This is a genomic window from Bradyrhizobium tropiciagri (genome assembly GCF_018130545.1).
GTDB classification, from domain to species: Bacteria; Pseudomonadota; Alphaproteobacteria; order Rhizobiales; family Xanthobacteraceae; genus Bradyrhizobium; species Bradyrhizobium tropiciagri_A.
Window position 1 is genome coordinate 164999 of the sequence record NZ_JAFCKF010000004.1, and the last position, 19221, is coordinate 184219.

The 19221-nt window shown below is 65.4% G+C and carries 19 protein-coding genes and 1 riboswitch; of the genes, 7 read left to right on the forward strand and 12 right to left on the reverse strand.

The annotated features are described in order from the left end of the window. Positions 1 to 115: 115 nt before the first annotated feature. From JQ616_RS18425 to JQ616_RS18435, 3 genes are all read right to left on the reverse strand, one after another. Complete coding sequence (locus JQ616_RS18425) at positions 116 to 874, reverse strand: ankyrin repeat domain-containing protein (protein ID WP_212016651.1); 759 nt, start codon at positions 872 to 874, stop codon at positions 116 to 118. Positions 875 to 895: 21 nt separating this feature from the next. Then, positions 896 to 2695 (reverse strand): caspase family protein, encoded by a 1800-nt coding sequence (locus JQ616_RS18430; protein WP_212016653.1) that lies wholly within the window; start codon positions 2693 to 2695, stop codon positions 896 to 898. Between the two features lie 86 nt (positions 2696 to 2781). After that, complete coding sequence (locus JQ616_RS18435; protein WP_212016655.1) at positions 2782 to 3390, reverse strand: gamma-glutamylcyclotransferase; 609 nt, start codon at positions 3388 to 3390, stop codon at positions 2782 to 2784. A 176-nt stretch (positions 3391 to 3566) separates the two neighbouring features. Here JQ616_RS18435 and JQ616_RS18440 point away from each other — a divergent pair, with 176 nt between their 5' ends. Then, positions 3567 to 4754: a DUF2125 domain-containing protein gene (locus tag JQ616_RS18440; RefSeq protein ID WP_212016657.1), complete on the forward strand. Its 1188-nt coding sequence runs from the start codon at positions 3567 to 3569 to the stop codon at positions 4752 to 4754. A 97-nt stretch (positions 4755 to 4851) separates the two neighbouring features. Here the strand turns inward: JQ616_RS18440 and JQ616_RS18445 are convergent, their stop codons facing one another. Continuing rightward, the gene (locus JQ616_RS18445) at positions 4852 to 5283 is read right to left on the reverse strand and encodes a GFA family protein (protein ID WP_212016659.1); all 432 of its coding nucleotides are present in this window, start codon (positions 5281 to 5283) and stop codon (positions 4852 to 4854) included. A 414-nt stretch (positions 5284 to 5697) separates the two neighbouring features. Here JQ616_RS18445 and JQ616_RS18450 point away from each other — a divergent pair, with 414 nt between their 5' ends. Both JQ616_RS18450 and JQ616_RS18455 read left to right on the forward strand, forming a co-directional pair. Next, on the forward strand, positions 5698 to 7272 hold the full coding sequence (locus JQ616_RS18450; RefSeq protein ID WP_249136979.1) for a hypothetical protein: 1575 nt from the start codon (positions 5698 to 5700) through the stop codon (positions 7270 to 7272). Between the two features lie 42 nt (positions 7273 to 7314). Further along, complete coding sequence (locus tag JQ616_RS18455) at positions 7315 to 7824, forward strand: hypothetical protein (RefSeq protein WP_212016661.1); 510 nt, start codon at positions 7315 to 7317, stop codon at positions 7822 to 7824. 214 nt (positions 7825 to 8038) lie between these two features. Here the strand turns inward: JQ616_RS18455 and JQ616_RS18460 are convergent, their stop codons facing one another. The 4 genes from JQ616_RS18460 to JQ616_RS18475 all read right to left on the reverse strand — a co-directional run bounded on the left by JQ616_RS18460 (position 8039) and on the right by JQ616_RS18475 (position 11762). Beyond that, positions 8039 to 8479, reverse strand: a complete 441-nt coding sequence (locus JQ616_RS18460; RefSeq protein ID WP_212016663.1) for a VOC family protein — start codon at positions 8477 to 8479, stop codon at positions 8039 to 8041. 375 nt (positions 8480 to 8854) lie between these two features. After that, a complete protein-coding gene (locus tag JQ616_RS18465) occupies positions 8855 to 9787 on the reverse strand; it encodes a prephenate/arogenate dehydrogenase family protein (RefSeq protein ID WP_212016665.1) in 933 nt (310 codons plus the stop codon). Positions 9788 to 9791: 4 nt separating this feature from the next. Further along, entirely contained in the window at positions 9792 to 10889 is a 1098-nt protein-coding gene (gene hisC / locus JQ616_RS18470) for a histidinol-phosphate transaminase (RefSeq protein ID WP_212016667.1), read from the reverse strand. Positions 10890 to 10913: 24 nt separating this feature from the next. Beyond that, positions 10914 to 11762 (reverse strand): chorismate mutase, encoded by an 849-nt coding sequence (locus JQ616_RS18475; RefSeq protein ID WP_212016669.1) that lies wholly within the window; start codon positions 11760 to 11762, stop codon positions 10914 to 10916. A 187-nt stretch (positions 11763 to 11949) separates the two neighbouring features. Then, positions 11950 to 12029: riboswitch (SAM riboswitch) on the forward strand. Between the two features lie 84 nt (positions 12030 to 12113). On the opposite strand from JQ616_RS18475, the gene metX reads away from it, so the two are divergent. Together metX and metW are read left to right on the forward strand one after the other, a co-directional pair. Beyond that, positions 12114 to 13319 carry a homoserine O-acetyltransferase MetX gene (metX, locus tag JQ616_RS18480; protein WP_212016671.1) on the forward strand — a complete coding sequence of 402 codons (1206 nt, stop codon included), beginning with the start codon at positions 12114 to 12116 and terminating at the stop codon, positions 13317 to 13319. Beyond that, positions 13316 to 13981: a methionine biosynthesis protein MetW gene (gene metW / locus JQ616_RS18485; protein WP_212016673.1), complete on the forward strand. Its 666-nt coding sequence runs from the start codon at positions 13316 to 13318 to the stop codon at positions 13979 to 13981. The genes metX and metW overlap by 4 nt, the downstream gene beginning before the upstream one ends. Positions 13982 to 14146: 165 nt before the next feature. Here the strand turns inward: metW and JQ616_RS18490 are convergent, their stop codons facing one another. Continuing rightward, positions 14147 to 15019 carry an alpha/beta fold hydrolase gene (locus tag JQ616_RS18490; protein ID WP_212016675.1) on the reverse strand — a complete coding sequence of 291 codons (873 nt, stop codon included), beginning with the start codon at positions 15017 to 15019 and terminating at the stop codon, positions 14147 to 14149. Positions 15020 to 15263: 244 nt separating this feature from the next. On the opposite strand from JQ616_RS18490, the gene JQ616_RS18495 reads away from it, so the two are divergent. After that, a complete protein-coding gene (locus JQ616_RS18495; RefSeq protein WP_212016677.1) occupies positions 15264 to 15935 on the forward strand; it encodes a TIGR02594 family protein in 672 nt (223 codons plus the stop codon). Positions 15936 to 16017: 82 nt separating this feature from the next. Here JQ616_RS18495 and JQ616_RS18500 read toward each other — a convergent pair whose 3' ends face one another. The 3 genes from JQ616_RS18500 to JQ616_RS18510 form a co-directional block, all read right to left on the reverse strand. Beyond that, complete coding sequence (locus tag JQ616_RS18500) at positions 16018 to 16950, reverse strand: YARHG domain-containing protein (protein WP_212016679.1); 933 nt, start codon at positions 16948 to 16950, stop codon at positions 16018 to 16020. Positions 16951 to 17085: 135 nt separating this feature from the next. Then, a complete protein-coding gene (locus JQ616_RS18505) occupies positions 17086 to 17868 on the reverse strand; it encodes an MOSC domain-containing protein (RefSeq protein ID WP_212016681.1) in 783 nt (260 codons plus the stop codon). 56 nt (positions 17869 to 17924) lie between these two features. Beyond that, a complete protein-coding gene (locus JQ616_RS18510; RefSeq protein WP_212016683.1) occupies positions 17925 to 18440 on the reverse strand; it encodes a GNAT family N-acetyltransferase in 516 nt (171 codons plus the stop codon). A gap of 58 nt (positions 18441 to 18498) precedes the next feature. Here JQ616_RS18510 and JQ616_RS18515 point away from each other — a divergent pair, with 58 nt between their 5' ends. After that, positions 18499 to 19062, forward strand: coding sequence for a helix-turn-helix domain-containing protein (locus JQ616_RS18515; protein ID WP_212016685.1), 564 nt, complete (start codon positions 18499 to 18501; stop codon positions 19060 to 19062). Positions 19063 to 19221 lie beyond the last annotated feature (159 nt).

Sequence of the window (19221 nt, forward strand, 5' to 3'; positions counted from 1 at the left end):
GTCCGCGCCGCGATGCAAAAGCCTAAATGTCACAGGGCGCTGCCTTAGAGAAGCCGCGATGTGTCTGGCCGCAACAAAGGCGGCATCGAAGGTGCGCTCGATCCAAACGGGCCGTTCAGTCGGCATCGGGTCCGGAGCTCTTCTGCGCGCGAATTGCGCCGCGTTCGAGCAACCAGGTCACGACCTCGCGACGGTCCGCTTGCTCTGCGATGTCGAGCGGTGTTTGCCCGGACCACGGCGCGGGCCAGTTGAGGTCGGCTCCGCGTTCGAGCAGATACCTTGCCGCGGCGAGTTGTCCGCCATGGCAGGCGTTCCAGAATGGTCCTGAGAGCTCGTCGGCCGGCACGGCCGCGGCCGCGAAACGGCCGGTGATCTCCGGCATCATGCCGAGCGCCGCCTCGTGCCACAACTGCGTCCGCGCGCCGCGATCGACCAGCCGCCGCGCCGCCGCCCATTGGCCGTAGCCGACAGCCGACGACAGCGGCGAGGCGCCATCGATCGATGAGCCCTCATGCTCGATATCGGCACCGGCGTCGAGCAGCGCATCGATCAGCGCGACATCGTCGCAACTCGCGGCCCAGTGCAGCGGAGCTTCGCGATGCCACATCGCGACGGCCGGTGCGTCGAGATCGGTGCCGGCCGCGGCGAGGATCTGCACGATCGCAGCTGCATTGGGATTATGGCCCGGCCAATCGGCAAGCAGATGCAGCGGCGTTCGTCCGCCGCCCTTCGCATCCTCGACCACGCAGGTCGCAAGTCCGGGATGCGAGGCGAGCAGCGCGCACAGACGTTCGGCCTCGCCGGCCTTGAGGACCGCCGTGAACTCGGCGGCGAGCGGGTCGTCGCTGCGCAATCTCGGCATCTCGGTGCTCATCGCCGGCCTCCCGCATCCGGATTATTTTGCCGCATTCTGGCTCGCGCCGACGAAGTAGAAATCCTCGCTTCCCGGCACCGAACCGTAGCTGAAGGGCTGCTGCCGGCGATCGGTCGCGGCCATCACGTCGTCGCGCACGAGGTCGAACAGCTTGCGGATCTCGATCCGCGGTGTCTGCATGCGCTTGATCAAGGCGGTCACGAACGGGCTGTGGCCGCCGTCGCCGTCGAGCGCGACCTGGCCGTGCTTGGCAGCGTAGACCACCAGCGTGCCGCTGTCGGGCTCGACCTGGGCCAATCCCCGGCCGATCGAGCGCGATGCGACGGTACGCTTGATCTGGTTGGCGAACGGATTGTCGCGGCAGGCATCGAGAATCACGAGATGCAGCTTGCGGGCGCCTTCGGTCGCGCCCATCACCTGGGTCAGCGCCACGGCCTCATACGGCACGTCGCGGTCGGTCGCGAGCTTCGCATCGACCGGCACCAGGTAGTTCTCGCCGGCCATCTCCATGCCGTGCCCGGCATAATAGATCACCGCCCAGTCCGCGCCATCGGCGGCGTTGGCGAACGACTTCAGCGCTTCGACCAGGCTGTCCCGCGTGGCGTCGGTAACGAGCCGGACATCCTGAAAGCCTGTGGCGCGCAGCGTCTCGGCAATTGCCGCGGCGTCCTGGCCGGGGTTCGGCAGCACCGGCACGGAGCGATATTTCGAATTGCCGACGACAAGCGCCACGCGCCGCTCAGTCGTTGCCGACTTCGGGCTCGCGCCGACCGGCGCGATCGGAACGGCTGCGGCGAGCGCGGGGGCGGCAGGCTTGGCCGCGCCATGATCGGCGCTGACGCTCTTGTCGGTCGCGGCGACCTTGTCGAGCCGTTGCAGGCCTTCCCTCGCGACGCGCTGACCCTGGGTGCGGTCGAGCTGATCGAGGCCGATCACATCGAGCGCATGGCGGAAGTCGGTGCGGGCAGTGTCGAGGTCGCCCTTCTTCTCGTCGGCGAGGCCGCGCCGCGCGTAGTTCAATGCGCCCTGGGCATTGAGTTGCGTGGCGTGGTCGTAGTCGCGCATCGCCTGATCGAGCTCGCCTTTGCTCGCCAGCGTCAGGCCGCGCAGCGAGTAGAACTCGGGCTGGCCATCCTGGATCGCGATCGCGCGATCGACGTCGCGCGCGGCATTGTCGATGTCGCCGGCGCTGATCTCGACTACGGCCCGGCAGTAATAGGGGCCGCTGGCGCGCGGCGCGACCTTGAGCGCATCCTGGCAATGCAGCGCCGCGAGCCGGTCCTTGCCGCTGAAGTCGTACACAAGCGCGCGATTGACATAGGCGTACCAGGAGTTGGGATCGAGCTCGATCGATCTGCCGTAGTCGGCCAGCGCGCGGTCATAGTCGCCGGTGGCGACGAACAGCTCGGCGCGATTGTTGAACCAGCCGGCGCTGAACGGACCGGCGGGCTTGAGCTGGATTGCCCGGTCGAAATCGCTCAGCGCGCGGTCATAGTCCTGGTTCTGCAGGAAGACCTTGGCGCGCTGGCCGTAGGAGGGCGCAAACGACGGATTCGCCGCGATCGACTGATCGTAATCCGCCTTGGCCTTCTCCAGATCGCCCTTGTTATGCCAGGCCAGCGCCCGGTTGTAATAGGTGATCGCGAGGTCGCGTCCCCTCGGATTGGCCGCGATCAGGCGGGTGCAGGCCGGGATCACCAGGTCGGGCTGCGAATTCTTGGCGTCGCAAACCGCGCCATCCTCTCTCAGACCGGCAAAAGATGGGGAGTTCAGCAGCAACAGCAGGCCGATCGCGGCGAGCCTGAGCAATGAGGGGGGCATTCCAGTCATTCCATTTCAGCGACTGGAAATTGAGACCACAATGTTGTTCGCGCCGTGGCAAAAATTCGCGAGCGAGGTTCCGAGCCTTAGCCCGGATCGGGCCCATCCGCCGCACGCGCATCCCGATGCAGCGTACCGGAATCGTGTAGCATCGCCGCGAGCTGGTGCAGCTGCGCGTCGCGAAACCCCTGCTTCTCGATCGAGGTCACCGTCGAGAGCACATAGTCGCGGTTGTTGCCGGAGCGGCCATGGCCCTGCAGCACCAGCCGCTGCTGTTCGGCCAGCGACAGCCGCCCGGCATATTGCACATGGCCGCGATCGACCACATAGGCCAGCGCCGAGACGCGATCGCGCGCCGCATTCTCCAGCCACACCGAGCGCATCACCTCGCGATAGACGTTGGTGGTCTGCTCGCGTGCCCGGAGGTAGGCGATGGTGTCGTGGCGCAGCCGGGCGGCGACGCGGAACGCGATGCCGCGGCAGGCGCCGCCGCGGTCGAGCCCGAGCACTAGGCCGGGCTTCTCCGGCGTGCCGCGGTGGTCGAACGAATAGACGCAGAGCGCGCGATGCTCGCCGATCAGCCGTGCCGGCACCTGCTCGAGGTATTCGAAGCCCGGCTTCCACATCAGCGAGCCGTAGCCGAACACCCAGAGGTCGCCGTCGGGAGATTCGGAATGGGAAGGATTTGCTGCCATCGCGCTGATGGGCTAGCAGAACAGCTAATCGAAGCGAAGCAAATTCCGTGATGTTTCCAAGAGTTGCGCAAGGGTTGCTCCAGGGTTGCGCGAGAGTTGCGTAAGGGCGTGCGTAGGGGTTGCCCAAGGCTTGCCGCCGCTTAGATTTTGACAAATTCGCCCGCCAAAGGACCCGCATGTCCGATTTGACCTCCGCCCCCCGCCGCCGCTCACGCTTCGGCCTCTATGCCGTCCCCGTCGCGGTCCTGATCGCCGCGGTCGCGTGGAGCGGTTTCTGGTTCTTCGCCGCCTCGCAGGTCGGCGTGCAGGCCGATGCCTGGCGCGCCCAGGAGGCGAAGGCCGGCCGGGTCTATGATTGCGGCAACCGTTCGGTGGCGGGGTACCCGTTCCGGTTCGAAGTCCGCTGCACCGATCCGAGCGTGATGCTGGTCTCGCAGACCGCTTCGCCGCAGATGGCGTTCGTGGCGCGGCTCGCCGAGATCCTGGTGGTGGCGCAGATCTACGATCCCAAGCTTGTGATCGCGGAGTTCAAGGGCCCGGCCTCGATCGCCGAGCGCAATGCGCAGCCGACGCTGTCGGTGAACTGGAGCCTTGGACGCAGCAGCGTGGTCGGCCTGCCGGCGGTGCCGCAGCGCGCCTCGCTGGTGTTCGACAATCTGGCGATCGACCGCACCGGCGGTCCCGCGCCGACGCCGCTGATGCGCGTCAATCACATCGAGCTGCACGGAAGGCAGGTCGACGGCTCGGGCCCCGACAGTCCCGCGATCGAGACCGTGCTGCAGATCAATGGCGGCACCTTGCAGGAGGTGCATCCGCTGCTCACCCAGCCGTTCAACGCCGACATCCATGCGCGGCTGAACGGTCTGAAGGATTTCTCGCCAAAGCCGTGGCCGGATCGTTTCCGCGAGATCCAGGCGGCCGGCGGCAGCGTCGAGATCCAGCAGTCGCGGATCGAGCAGGGCGATGTGCTGTCGGTCGCGGCCGGCACCTTGCGCCTCAACGCGCAAGGGCGCATCGACGGCGAATTGCAGATGACGGTCGCCGGCCTCGAACGCGTGATCCCCGCGCTCGGCATCGACAAGATGCTGGAGGAGGGCGTGCCGCAGTCGACGCTCGATCGCGTCGCGCCCGGTGTGAAGAGCCAGGATCTCAGCAATCTCTTCGGCGCGCTGGATCGCGCGATCCCCGGCCTCGGCAAGGTGATCAAGCAGAACGCCAATGCCGGCATCTCCGCCGGCATCAATTCGCTCGGCACCGAGGCGACGCTCGAAGGCAAGAAGGCGCGCAGCTTCCCGCTGCGCTTCGCCGACGGCGCGGTCTTCCTGGGCCCGCTGAAAGTCGCGCAGATCCCGCCGCTGTTTTGAGCGCCGCGCCCAGTCAGCTTTGTAGGGCGGATTAGCGAAGCGTAATCCGCCATCGTTCAGCGTCGGCAGTGCGGCGGATTACGCTTCGCTATGCGCCCTACACACCGTCGGCTTGGATAAAGCGGAGCGTGCCGGCGCGACGCGTCGGCTTGCCGGTGTCGTTGGTGTGATTGACGCCATCCATGACCGGCACCTCGGGGAAATCGAACGGGCTGACGCCGTCGAGGCACGCCACGTTGACGGCATAGAGGCTTTGGTCGGATCGCCGCTGATGATGGGTGTAGATGCCGCAGCGGGAGCAGAAGAAGTGCTGCGCCGCACCGGTATGGAAGCGATAGCTCGTCAACGCATCCTCGCCCTGCAGGAACTTGATCCCGCCCATTTCCGCCATGGCGACGACGGCGCCGCGTATGCGGCAATAGGAGCAGGTGCAGCGGCGGATCGAATTGAAGCCGTCGCTGAGCGTCACCTCGAAACGCACCGCGCCGCAATGGCACTGGCCAGCCCGAACGTTCGCCTTGTCCGCCATGTTGCGTGTCCCTGTTGATCGCCTGATCGCGATATGGACGTATCGCCAAAATCTGAACCGGACAATCCTGCAAAAACTCGCGCATAGCGCGAGAAAAACTCACGCGAAGGCGCGGCGGCGGTCTTGTAGTGCGGATTAGCCGTCAGGCGTAATCCGCCGTCCTTCAGCGCCGGCTGTGCGGCGGATTGCGCGGAGCCTGTCATCGGGCCGCGCTTTGCGCGGACCCGTTGGCTAATTCGCCCTACGCACTGAGCCACTCACTACTCCCTCGCGCGCGATATCGTCCGTCGCGGCAAACTATTCCCGCGGTCGCCATGAGAAAAACGTGACCGGAATATTGCGGGCCTTCGCGAATATCATTCCCCGAGTACCGCTCTCTCACGCCTGAGGAAACAACCTCGTGTGGAGGAAGCGATGCGAATTCTCGGGGGAATTCTGCTCGGCAGCGTGCTGCTGTCGGCAGGTCCGGCGTTGGCGGAGGACGATGCGTCCGAGCTAAAGGCGTTGAAGGCTCGCCTCAAGCAGCTCGAACAGAAAATGGAAGTGCAGGCGCGCAAGGAGGAGGCGCTGGCGGCAAGGCAGAGCGCGATGCGGAATACGCAGATGGCGGCGAAGGCGCCGGTGCCGTTCGATCCCTGCGCCTCGGGCAAGCTCTGCTACAAGGGCGTCACCTTCACCTTCGGCGGCTGGGTCGATCTCACCGGCATCTATCGCACCCGCAATCTCGCCTCCGATACCGGTTCGGTCTACGCCTTCATCCCGTTCCCGCAGAGCAAGAATTTCAACACCGGCGAGTCGCGCTTCTCGGCGCGGCAGACCCGCTTCTCGGTGCTTGCGGAAGCCGAAGTGTTCGCCAACACCCGTGTCGCCGGCTACGGCGAACTGGACCTCGAAGGCGCGGCGCAGACCGCGAATTCGGTCGCCACCAACTCCTTCAATCCGCGGCTGCGGCAGGCCAGCGTCGAGATCGATCGCACCGATCTCGGCCTGCATTTTCTCGCCGGCCAGAGCTGGTCTTTGAACGCGCCGAGCAAGGCCGGCATCGATCCGCGCGGGGTCGATGCACCCGGCGTGATCGATTTCGAATCGGTGCCCGGCTTCCTTGCGGCGCGACAACCCGGCATCCGCGTCTGGCAGGACATCGGGCCCGAATTCAAGCTCGCGGTCTCGGCGGAAAATCCGCAGACCTCGTTCTTCGGCGGCAACACGCCGCTGGTCGGCACGCCCGCGGTCGGGCCGCAGGGCGTGCTCAATCCGAACGTGCTGGTCAATCTCACCGGGCCGGGCGGCAGCTTCTTCAACAACGCCAACAATGTCAGCCTCAACCACGTGCCTGACTTCACCGTGAAGGGTGCGTGGGATCCGCGGCTCGGGCCCTACAAGCTGCACGTCGAGGGCTGGGCGATGTACCGCGACTTCTACGATCGCTTCAACTTCGCCAACCACGATGTCAACACGGTGAGCTTCGGCGGGCATTTCTCGGCGGAGATCGTGCCGAAGCTCCTGGAGCTGCAAGGCTCGGCGTCACACGGCGCGCTCGGCCGCTTCACCGCGACGCCATTCCCGGACGCCACGCTGCGCCAGGACGGCACGATCCAGCCGCTGCCGATCACCGCGTTCCTGCTCGGCACGGTCTGGCACACCACGCCGTCGCTCGATCTCTATGCCTATGCCGGCCTCGAGAAGACCAAGGCGACGTTCTCCAACGTCGGCACCGTGCCGTTCGGCTACGGCAATCCGCTCTACAACAATCTCGGCTGCAACATCGAGAACTCGCCGGCCGCGACCTGCAACGGCAATACCTCGGAGGTCAGGCAGTACACCGCCGGTTTCTACGACACGATCTTCAAGGGTGACTACGGGGCGATCAAGGCCGGCGTCCAATACTCTTACAACCAGCGCTTCGCCTTCGCCGGTGTCGGCGGCGCGCCGAGGACCGACGATCACATCATCATGTCGCAGATCCGCTACTACCCGTTCTCCCCGTAGCAGCGGCGAGAGCGAGCGCAGAGCCGGTAGAGGAGATCGCTCATGAGGATCGTGACCAGGCCGAAGCAGAGGGCGGTGATCGCTCGCGAACTGATGATGGTCAGCCGCGCTGCGCATGTGCTGCAGCGAACCGGGCTGGCGATGGCCGGCGCCATGGGCGGCACCTTCGTCGCCGCCCAGCTCGCGAAGGGGCACATCGCTTTCTTCGGTACGCTTGCCTTCATCGCGACGACGATCGTGATCGGTGCCGTCGGCTTCTATCTCGGCATCGATATTCCGAAGCCGGCGATGCGCGTGACGGGTCGCATCGATGCCGTCGAGCTGATGAGCGCGGGTGGCATTTTCCTTGCCGCCCTGGCCGCGCTGGTGTCGGTCTATGGCATCGTGTTCGACGAGATTCCGCCGCGAGCCTGGGAGTTCGTGATCGGCTCGTGGTGGTTCGGTGGCGATGTCATGCTGGCAATTGCCGGCCTCGTCGGCCGCCAGCGGTTCGCGCAGAAGGTCGCAGCGGTGTCAGCGGGGCCGATCCGGGATCAACGGTTGCGGCGGTGAGCACAGTCGCTGACTTGTAGCCGCTGCGCCGATCTGTCCCGTAGCTGCGACTGGCCGATGCGATACCCTCGCTAAAAAATCGGGGAGGGACTTCATGCCAGCCAAATTCAGCCGCGATCGGTTGCCGCAGCTTCGGCAACGATGACGTATGGCGGGACGAGGTGGTGGGTTTCGTCCCGCTTGACCCATCCTGCGAGCGGAATGTGTTCAGAGTTCAATCGTCCCGCTGCACCAACTCGAAGGTGATGCCCTCAGGCCCCTCGAACAGCCGGAGCTTTCGGCTGATGTAGTCCATCTCGTCGCTCAGCATGGTGACGCCGTTGGCGACCAGGTGCGCGGTGGCCGCCTCGATGTCGTCGACGCGGAAGGCGAGGTGATTGAAGCCTAGCTTGCGCAGATTGGTCGGATGCACGCCCGGATCGGTCCCCGGGGGTGGGTCGAACGCGAGCAGCTGGATTTCGAAATGAGAGTCCGCGCTATCGAGCGCGAGGGTGATGTGCTGCGCCTTCATGGCCGGCATGCCCATGTACTCAGCGGGAACACCGCCGTCGATGGTCGCGACGTGGGTCTTCTTGAAGCCAAGCAGTGCGAAGAATGCGATCGCCGGGCCGGCGTCTGCCACCGCGATGGTCACATGATCGGGACTGAGTATCATCTGATCGCTCCCTGTCATCCGCGCCGCGCCAGCTTACAGCGCTTCGGGCCGGTCCGGAATGACGGCCAGAACTGGATTCTCAGCTGTCATCGCCCGGTTCGACCGGGCGATCCGGTACGCCGCGGCCTCACGGTTCAAGCACTACTGCCTCTGGAATACTGGATCACCCGCATGCGCGGGTGATGACACCGGCGGTGTGAGACGATGAATCGAGGACCATCCCCATCGTCGTCCCGGCGAAAGCCGGGACCCATAACCACGAATGCCGATTGTTGCGCGATGCTGGAACGACGAGTCCCGCTTACAACGTCTGCCGCGGCGTATGGGTCCCGGCTTTCGCCGGGACGACGAGTGGAGAGAGGCGGGCTAGCCCGCCTACTTCTTCAAATTCGCATGCGGCCGGCCGAAGTCGGGCGCGGCGGAGTCCTGGCCGGTCTCGACGATGCCGCGGCGGATGGCGCGGGTGCGGGTGAAGTGGTCGAACAGCGCTTCGCCGTCGCCGCGGCGGATCGCGCGGGTCAGCTTCGACAGGTCCTCGGTGAAGGTGCCGAGCATCTCGAGCACGGCGTCCTTGTTGGCGAGGAACACGTCGCGCCACATCGTCGGGTCGGACGCGGCGATGCGGGTGAAGTCGCGGAAGCCGCCGGCGGAGAACTTGATGACCTCGGATTCCGTCACCTGCGCCAGCTCATCGGCGGTGCCGACGATGGTGTAGGCGATCAGATGCGGCAGATGGCTCGTGATCGCGAGCACGAGATCATGATGATCCGGCGTCATGATCTCGACCTTGGCACCGAGCCCGGCCCAGAACGCGCGCAGCCGGTCGGTTGCCGCGGGATCGGTGCCGTTGGGCGGCGTCAGGATGCACCAGCGGTTGATGAAGAGCTCGGCGAAGCCGGAATCGGGTCCCGAATGCTCGGTGCCGGCCACCGGATGCGCCGGCACGAAGTGCACGTTGTCAGGCAGATGCGGCGCCATGTCCTTGACGATGGCGCCCTTCACCGAGCCGACGTCGGAGATAACAGCGCCGGGCTTCAGATGGCCGGCGATCTCGGCCGCGACCGGGCCGCAGGCGCCGACCGGGATGCAGAGGATGACGAGATCGGCGTCCTTCACCGCTTCGATATTGGTCTCGACGACGCGATCGACGATCCCGAGCTCGGCGACACGCGCGCGCGTCTTTTCCGAGCGTGCGGTGGTGACGATCTCGCCGACCAGGCCCTGCGCGCGGGCGCCGCGCGCGATCGAGCCGCCGATCAGGCCGAAGCCGATCAGCGCGATGCGGTTGAAGAGCGGAGCGGTGGTCACGATGTCACTTTCCGGCCAGGAAGTCGCGCAGCCCCTCGACCACGAGGCGGTTGGCTTCCTCGGTGCCAATGGTCATGCGCAGCGCATGCGGCAGCTTGTAATTGTTGAGCGCGCGCAGCACGAGGCCGCGCCGCGTGAGGTAAGCGTCGGCTTCGGCCGCGGTCCTGCCCTTGTCGGTCGGGAAATGGATCAGCACGAAATTGGCGACGCTCGGCGTCACCTTCAGCCCGAGCTTGCCGATCTCCTCGGTCAGCCAGTTGCGCCACTGTTCAGTGTGGGTCCGCGACATCTGCACATGCGCGGAGTCCTCGATCGCCGCCACCGCCGCGAGCATCGCAGGGGTCGTGACGTTGAACGGACCGCGGATCCGGTTGCAGGCATCGACGATATGCGCCGGGCCGAACATCCAGCCGATCCGCAGCGCGGCAAGGCCGTGGATCTTGGAGAAGGTGTGCGTCACCACCGTGTTGTCGGTGGTCGCGACCAGCTCGATGCCGAGCTCGTAGTCGTTGCGCGAGACATAGTCGGCATAGGCGGCATCGAGCACCAGCAGCACATGCGACGGGAGCGCGGCGCGCAGCCGCTTGACCTCGTCGAACGGGATATAGGTGCCGGTCGGATTGTTCGGATTGGCGAGCCAGACCAGTTTTGTGCGCGGCGTCACCACCTTGAGGATGGCGTCGACGTCGGCGGTGAAGTTGCTCTCGGCCGCGATCACGTTTTTGGCGCCGTTCGCCATGGTGGCGATCGGGTAGACCAGGAAGCCATGGGTGGTCGAGATCGCCTCGTCGCCGGGGGCGAGATAGGTGTGCGCCAAGAGATTGAGGATCTCGTCGGAGCCGGCGCCGCAGATGATGCGGTCGGGATCGAGCCCATAGGCGCGGCCGATCGCCTCGCGGAGCACCCGCGAGGTGCCCTCCGGATAGTCCTCGAGATGGTCAGCCGCGGCCTTGTAGGCCGCGATCGCCTTCGGCGACGGCCCGAACGGGGTCTCGTTGGCGGACAGCTTGAACACCTTGCGGCCCGGTTCCGGCACCGGGCTCTTGCCGGGCGTATAGGGCGCAATATCGAGGATGCCGGGGTTCGGCACGGGGCGGGACATCATCAACTCCGGATATACGGGCGGCTAGCCTTTGGCCGATCCGTTAGAGGGCACCGTATAGCGCGTTGCGTGGCTGCCGACGAGGGCCGAAGAGCGAACCGAGGCGCCGGCCTCGATCAAGGCGAGCTTGATCTTCTCGAAATCGTGCCCGGCGACCGACACCAGCAGCGCCGCGCCGTCGAAGGCGGTGTCGGGCACGGCGACGATCTCGGCGAGCGGCGCGAGCGCGCGGGCGGTATCGGCATTCCAGCCGGACACCCGCACGCTCCACATCTGGACTTCCGTCACCATCGCGTCGTCGGCGACGCGCGAGACCAGGAACACCGGCAGCGCGGCGGGATGGTCGGCGCGCTCCAGGAACGGCAGCCGCGCGATGATCTTTGGCGCGCCGTCAGCCTCGAGCGCATTCCACCACGGCGTGCGGCTTGCGATCGCGGAGACCAGCGCGAGGTCGCCCTTCGATTTCGCCACTGCCTCGACCGCGGCCTGGGCACTGAAATGCGAGACATAGGGCACCACGAAGCCGAAGTGAAACCGCGCCGAGTCGCGCATCGCCTGCTCGCCGACGGATACGTCGGCATGCACGGCGAACGGCGCCTGCACATAGGTGAAGGTCGAGATGATGACGCGCCAGATACCCTCGATGGTGTCGAGCGGCAGGATGCCGCGATGGCGCTGCACCAGCTCGCGCATCATGCTCGCTTCGCGCGCCGGGCGGAACGCCGAGCCGACCTCCTGGGTCTTCTTGACCTGGATCAGGCGGTCGATGATGTCGCCGCGCGCCATCAGCAGCCGGTGAACCTGCTCGTCGATCGCGTCGATCTCCTTGCGCAGCTCCTGCAGCGAGGGCGGCGACGGGGGTGGGTTGGACATGCTCTCAAACCTTGTCGTCAGGGCGGCCCGTTGCCGCGTCGGACAGGGGCCCTGATTAGGAAAGACGGCCGCCGAAAGCAAAGAGAAACGTCGCAGGCGTGCCTTGCGCAATCGGTTAACCATCGGCGCCCGGCAAGGGGACGTTCGCTGGCCGCCTTGACGAGGGGGGGGCCTGAGGACTAGGTTCGCTGCACTCCGTGGTCATTTGAGCCGGCCGGCTTGCAGCCACGTTAAACAACTCGCTAAACAGGCCGGGGACGCGTCAGCTCCCGGCCGAACCTATGTTCAGGCCGGGTTTTTTATTGGCCTGATGTCCGTCGAACCCTCCCGCGCGGAGGCAGGGCCGCCTAGATGAGCAACGTGCGTCCGATAACGAGCCAATCGATTCCAAGCGATGATCGCGCCCATGAGGCCGATCATCCGTCGTCATTGGTGGCGCAGTTCGGCATGGACCAGCCGCTCAAGCTCGATTGCGGCGTCGATCTCGCGCCGTTCCAGATCGCCTATCAGACCTATGGCGAGCTCAATGCCGACAGGTCGAATGCGATCCTGATCTGCCATGCGCTGACCGGCGACCAGCACGTCAACAACACCCATCCCGTCACCGGCAAGCCCGGCTGGTGGGACACCATGGTCGGCGCCGGCAAGCCGATCGATCCCGACAAATACTTCATCATCTGCTCCAACGTGATCGGCGGCTGCATGGGCTCGACCGGCCCCGCCTCGCTGAACCCCGCGACCGGCAAGGTGTGGGGGCTCGATTTCCCGATCATCACCATCCCCGACATGGTGCGCGCGCAGGCGATGCTGATCGATCGGCTCGGCATCGCGACGCTGTTCTGCGTGGTCGGCGGCTCGATGGGCGGCATGCAGGTGCTGCAATGGACCGCGGCCTATCCCGAGCGCGTGTTCGCCACACTCGCGATCGCCTGTTCGACGCGCCACTCGGCGCAGAACATCGCGTTCCACGAGCTCGGACGGCAGGCCGTGATGGCCGATCCGGACTGGCGCGGCGGCCGCTATGTCGACGAGGACACCCATCCGCATCGCGGATTGGCGGTGGCGCGGATGGCCGCGCACATCACCTATCTCTCCGACGCCGCGCTGCATCGCAAGTTCGGGCGGCGGATGCAGGACCGCGAGCTGCCGACCTTCTCGTTCGATGCGGATTTCCAGGTCGAGAGCTATCTGCGCTACCAGGGCTCGTCCTTTGTCGAGCGCTTCGACGCCAACTCCTATCTCTATCTGACCCGCGCGATGGACTATTTCGACATCGCCGCCGACCACAACGGTGTGCTGGCGAAGGCGTTCGCCGGCATCAAGACCCGGTTCTGCGTGGTGTCGTTCACCAGCGACTGGCTGTTCCCGACCTCGGAATCGCGCGCGCTGGTGCACGCGCTGAATGCGTCGAGCGCGCGGGTGTCGTTCGCCGAGATCGAGACCGATCGAGGGCACGATGCCTTCCTGCTCGACGTGCCCGAATTCCTCGATATCTCCCGTGCCTTCCTGCTCGCCGCAGGCAAGGCGCGCGGACTGAAGGACGACGGTCAGTCATGAGCATGCAGCAGACTCTGCCCTTGCCGGGCGTCGCGCCGGAACGGACCGGCGGTTATCGCAGGGATCATCTCCTGGTCGCCGAGATGGTGCGGCCCGGCTCGCGCGTGCTCGACGTCGGCTGCGGCGACGGCGAGCTGTTGCAGCTGCTTGAGAGCCGCGGCATCGACGGCCGCGGCATCGAGCTGTCGCGCGAAGGCGTCAATGGCTGCGTCGCCAAGGGGCTTGCGGTGGTGCAGGGCGACGCTGACACCGACCTCGTCAACTATCCCGACGACGCCTTCGACTACGTCATCCTGTCGCAGACCTTGCAGGCGACGCGGCAGCCCAAGGTGGTGCTGGAGAATTTGCTGCGGATCGGCCAGCGCGCCATCGTCTCGTTCCCGAATTTCGGGTTCTGGAAGATGCGGCTGCAGCTCCTGATCGGCGGCCACATGCCGCGCACGGAGAATCTGCCGGCGAGCTGGTACGACACCGCCAACATCCATTTCTGCACCATCAAGGATTTCGTGGAGCTCTGCGAGCAGATCAACGTCAAGATGGAGCGCGCGGTGGCGCTCGATCTCTACGGCCGCCCGGTGCCGCTCAATCTGCCGTGGTGGGTGTGGAACATGTTCGGCGAACAGGGTGTGTTCCTGCTCAGCCGGGGCGGGCAGGGGAAGTAGGAGCTGCCCGCTAGCTTACTTTCGTCATTCCGCGGCGATGCGCAGCATCGAACCCGGAATCCATTCATCTACAAACTTTGCGGCTCAATGGATTCCGGGTTCTCGCGGAGCCCGTCATCGGGCTGCGCTTTGCGCGGACCCGTTGGCGAGCCCCGGAATGACGATTTACACCGGCGCTGCCACCAGCGACCTTGGATCGCGCACCGGCCAGCGGCCGGCCTCGACCAGCGCGATGAAGCGCTCCACCATCTCGTTGAACAGCGCCGGCTCCTCGAGGTTGAGCACGTGGCCTGACTTCGGGAAGAAGGACAGGCCTGCAGCCGGGAGATGCTGCTTCAGGAACATGCTCGGCGCGATGCAATTGTCGTCCTCGTCGCCGCACAGGATCAGCGCCGGCGTCGCCGCGCGCCTGATGGCGTCGGTCATGGTGTAGATCGACGGCCGGCCGCCCTGAAAGCTGCGCATCGTGTTGGCTGAGCCCTTGGCGTCGTGGCGGGCGAGCGCGGCATAGAAATCGGCATGGCCGCGCGGATCCTTCACCAGGAACGGAATCCGGCTCGGCGCCTCGCGCGTCACCTTGGCGACTTCGACCGAGCCGATCGCCTCATATTGCTCGGCATTGGCGCGGCATTGCGCGCGGAAAGCATCGAGATTCTCGAGCGACGAGCCGGAGCCGACCGCGGCCAGCGTCATCGACAGCGCGCGCTCCGGCGCATTGAGGGCGACCTGCAGTGACGAATAGGAACCCATCGAAAGCCCGATGAAATGTGCCTTGGCGATGCCGAGATGGTCGAGCACCGCGAGCGCGTCGGTGTAGAAATGCTTGTAGGTGTAGACCTCGGCACTCGCAGGCACGTCCGACGGCGTGTAGCCGCGCGCGGAATAGGCGATGCAGCGATGGCCGCGCGAGAAGTAGCGCATCTGCGGTTCCCAATTGGTGTGATCAGCCGCGAACTCGTGCAGGAAGATGATCGGGATGCCGCTGCCTGCCTCTTCGAAATGGAGGCGGACATGATCTTTCGTAGTGGCGTAGGGCATCGAAATTCTCCTCTCGTTGGCCGCCCCCAGATTTGCAGTTAATTTCCGCGGCCGCAATGCGGCAGTTCTGGTTCATTTCTGGTCATTGAATCATCGCGGAATGACCCAGAAATCGTTTCGGCAACGCCGCATCAAATCTTCCTCTCGCCACATCCGGATTTTCAAAACCACCGCCGTGTTTCCCAAGGGAACTACAAGGGAGCGCGACGGGGAGCCGGGGGCGTTGCAGAGGATCTCGTGAAGTATGGTTCAGTTGCTTGCGTATCGCCGGTCGCTTCGTGTTGTGGCGCTGGCTCTGTGTTCGCTCACCCTTGCCGTCGTTTCGGTCTCTTCGGCATCGGCCCGTCCGCGTCATTCGCATCACGCGCATTCGGCCCATGCCGGCCATCACGCGCGCCACTCGGCCCGTCATCACATCAGGCACACCGCGCGGCTGTCGCGCGCCGAGCGCCGCGAACAGCAGATGCAGTCGGGTGATTTCACCGAGGCCAATGCGGCGGTGTTGCCGGGCAATGATGAAGCCGTGCCCAACACCGGCGGCGTGAGCATGGCAGGCGGGTTCGGCTCGTCCGGCATCGTCGCCGCGGCGCGCCGCTATCTCGGCGGCGGCAACCCGACCGGCCGCTCCAGCCTGTGGTGCGCGCGATTCATGAACATGGTGCTGCAGCAGACCGGCCACCGCGGCACTGGCTCCGACATGGCGAGCTCGTTCGCCAGATACGGCACCCGCGTGTCGGGTCCGCAGGTCGGCGCCATCGCCGTGATGGGCCGTCGCGGCGGCGGTCACGTCGGCATCATCACCGGCGTCGATGCCAAGGGCAATCCGATCATGATCTCGGGCAACAGCAGCCATCGCGTCCGCGAGCTGCCGGTCTCGCGCGGCCGGATCTATGCCTATGTGATGCCGACGAACTGAGGCGGGACTTTCCGCCTCTCCCCCCGGGAGTGCGGGAGAGGTGGTCACGCGCGGCGAGGTCAACCGGCGCTGCCGGCTGGCCTCACTTCTCGTGCTCCTTCGCCTCGATCGTGTCGACGTTGGTGGCTTCGAGGTTGCTCAGGGGGACTTCGACTGCAGCGGGTTGATACCAGGCGAATTGCGAGAAGTAGTTCGCAAGCACCTGATCCTTGAAGAACCGGCCATGCCGCGCGAAAATCTCGTTCCGCGCGACGCGCAGCTCGATTGCCGACATGTCCTTGAGGTCGGCGTCGTTCAGGAATCGCCGATCGGAATCAGGAAAGAGAAAGCCGTCATGCGCCTTGGCGCGCTGCGTGACGGAGGCCGGCACAGCGGGCGGCGTCGTGCGTCCGACCGTGGTCTGATCATCCTGCCCGCCTGATTTCACCGCCGTATGCTCGAACGCGGGCCCGACGGTCCAGACCGCCAGCGCCAACGCTGCTGCGGCGACGCCTGCGCCGTACTTCCAGTAGCGCTTGATCGGCGAAACCTGACGCAGCGGCGATTGCCCGGCCTCGCTCAGGACCTCGTTGATCGTGTCGATCAGGCGGGCCATGTGCATGCGAAAATCTTGACCCGAGTCGACCCGGGCAGCGTTGCAGAAATGCAGGAAGCGAAGCGATTCCGGCAGCTCGGCGGCATCAGGCATGGTTGCGCCGTTCACCAGCAGCGGCAGCAGCGTCTTGTTGCATTTCAGCGCTGTTTCGATCTCGAAGCGCACGGAATCGTTGGGATCCTCCAGACGCGTGGGTTTCCCGTCATCGCTCTTGCCGATCCAATGCGGACCGATCACGGCGATGACGATGTCGCAGGCGCTGATGGCCTTGGCGATCCGGTCGACGAAGTTGGCGCCGGTGCGAATGCTGTTGACGTCAAAGAAGACGGATTTCTCACCGTACTTCTCGATCAGATGGTCAGCGATGCGGCCCGCCGTATCCTGATCGACCCGCCGGTACGAAACCATGATCATGCTCATGGCAACCCCGTGCAATCAATTTCGACAAATTTTGCTGCAATTCAAAATGTCGGGTGAAGTCTATTTCACGCAACCGAACATTGCAATGCGATGCACGTCTATGTCGTGTTCAAGGAATACGGAACTCGCCGTGACCTACTGCGGTTCCGCGGTGATCGTGTCGCCAACGGCGGCGCCGCCATCGCTGATGATCTCGGCGTAGATGCCGCATTCATTGTTGCCGAAGCGCTGCATCAGCGTGTTCGGGACCGAGAGGTCGCGCGCACCGGTATCGGGATCAACGTTGACCGCAGCACAACGTGTGATCCGCTTCACAACTTTGGCCCGTGCACTGCCGATCGCAATGGTCTGGTCGAGCAGACTGGCTTCATGCCAGGCCGGCCAGCCCTCGACATAGAGGTTGGCGCGGAAGCGCAACGGATGCACCGGCGCGTGCACCATCTCCTCGATCGCCCGCAGGCTCGCCAGGTTGATGATCGAGACCACCTTGCGCGGCACATCGGAAAAACTGTGGCCGGGGCTGACCAGCACCTTGGGCGGTCCCTTGATCTGGCCGGCATGACGGTCGGCGAAATAGCGCTCGATCGCCGCGCGGCCGGCTTCCGTCTCGAGGTCGCCCTGGGCCAACATCGCGCCGTCCCGGTGCAGCGTCAGCACGTGGCTGTCATCGTCGAAATGGGCGCGCAGCGGCGCCAGCCATTCGTCCCGTTGCAGCATCAGGAAATGCGGCTTGGCCAGCCATTTCGGCGCCGAGGGATCGAAGCCGCTCGGGCCGTTCTCGATCGCGTAGCGGCGATCCGAGCGCAGCGTCTCGCCGACGTTGAGCTCTGCACGGGGCAGCGCCTCCGGCGTCAGACCCTTGATGGGGTAGCGATAGATGCCGGTGATCCGGGCGGAGGAAGCGTGCGTGGTGTCCATCCGACCGCTCTAGCCTGTTTGACCGGCGAGGAGAACCGCCGCCAGCAGAGAGGCTGCTAGTCGGGCCGCGCCGCGCCTTCGGCGTCGAGCAGGCGCTGCATGAACACGAGCTCGAGCCAGCGGCCGAACTTGCGTCCGACCTCCGGCATCCGCGCGACCTCGACGAAGCCCAACTGCGCGTGCAGCCGGAGCGAGGCGGGATTGCCGCCGTCGATGCCGGCGATCATGACGTGTTTGCCCAGCGCGGTGGCGGCGGCGATGAGTTCGTCGACGATGATGCGGCCGAGGCCGCGGCCACGATGGTCGGCGTGGATATAGACGCTGTGCTCGACGCTGTAGCGGTAACCCGGGAAGGCCCGGAAGTCGCCGAACGTGCCGTACCCCAGCACCACAGGTCCTTCGGCCGCGACCAGCACCGGATAGCCCAGCGCCAGCCGGGCCTTCATCCAGGTCAGCCGCTCGGCCTCGGAATCCTGCTTCTCTGTCCAGATCGCATTCGAGTTGACGACCGCCTCATTGAAGATCGCGGTGATCGCAGGAATGTCCTGCTCGGTGGCGGGGCGGATAATCATCGCGGTTCCTCAACAAAAGTCTCTTGAATGGGCCCTATCGTCTACTATATAAGACGGTATGTCAATTATAGAAGACAAGGCCGATGAGGCTCTCGGGCGGCGGGTTCGTGCCGAACGGGAGGGGCGCGGCTGGTCGCTGGCGGAACTCGCCGGGCGGGCAGGCGTGTCCAAGGCCATGCTGAGCAAGATCGAGCGGGCGGAGGCGAGCCCGACGGCGGCAACGCTGTCGCGGATCGCCACGGCCTATGGCCTGACCATGGCCGCGCTGTTCGAGGTTGCCGCAGGCCACTCCCGCCTGCAGCGGGCCAAGGATCAGCCGGTGTGGTGCGATCCGAAGGCGGCCTATCTGCGGCGGCAGGTATTCTTGCATCCGGCCAATCCGCTGGAGCTGGTCGAGGTCGAGCTGCCTGCCAACCAGGAAGCCGGCTTCCCCGCCAGCGCCTATCACCTGGTCCGTCAGGTGGTCTGGGTGATCAGCGGCCGTCTCACCTTGATGGAGGGGACGGAGCGCCACGAGCTCGCGGCGGGTGACCGCGTCGAGCTTGGCCCGCCATCGGACATCGTCTTCCGTAACGAAACTGCTCAGCCCTGCCGCTACCTTGTCGCCATCGTGCGGCGCTGAGATCGAACAGGCGAAATCGCAGGCTGTGGCTCTTCCGTTTCGGAACCAAGTGCCCACATCTGCGGCAAGCCTGAAAAATGATGGCGACGACCAGAGGCTGGTTGAGGAACGTCAACGCGGCCCGCGGAAACCCAATGAAGATGCTGTTGTCATGCCTGA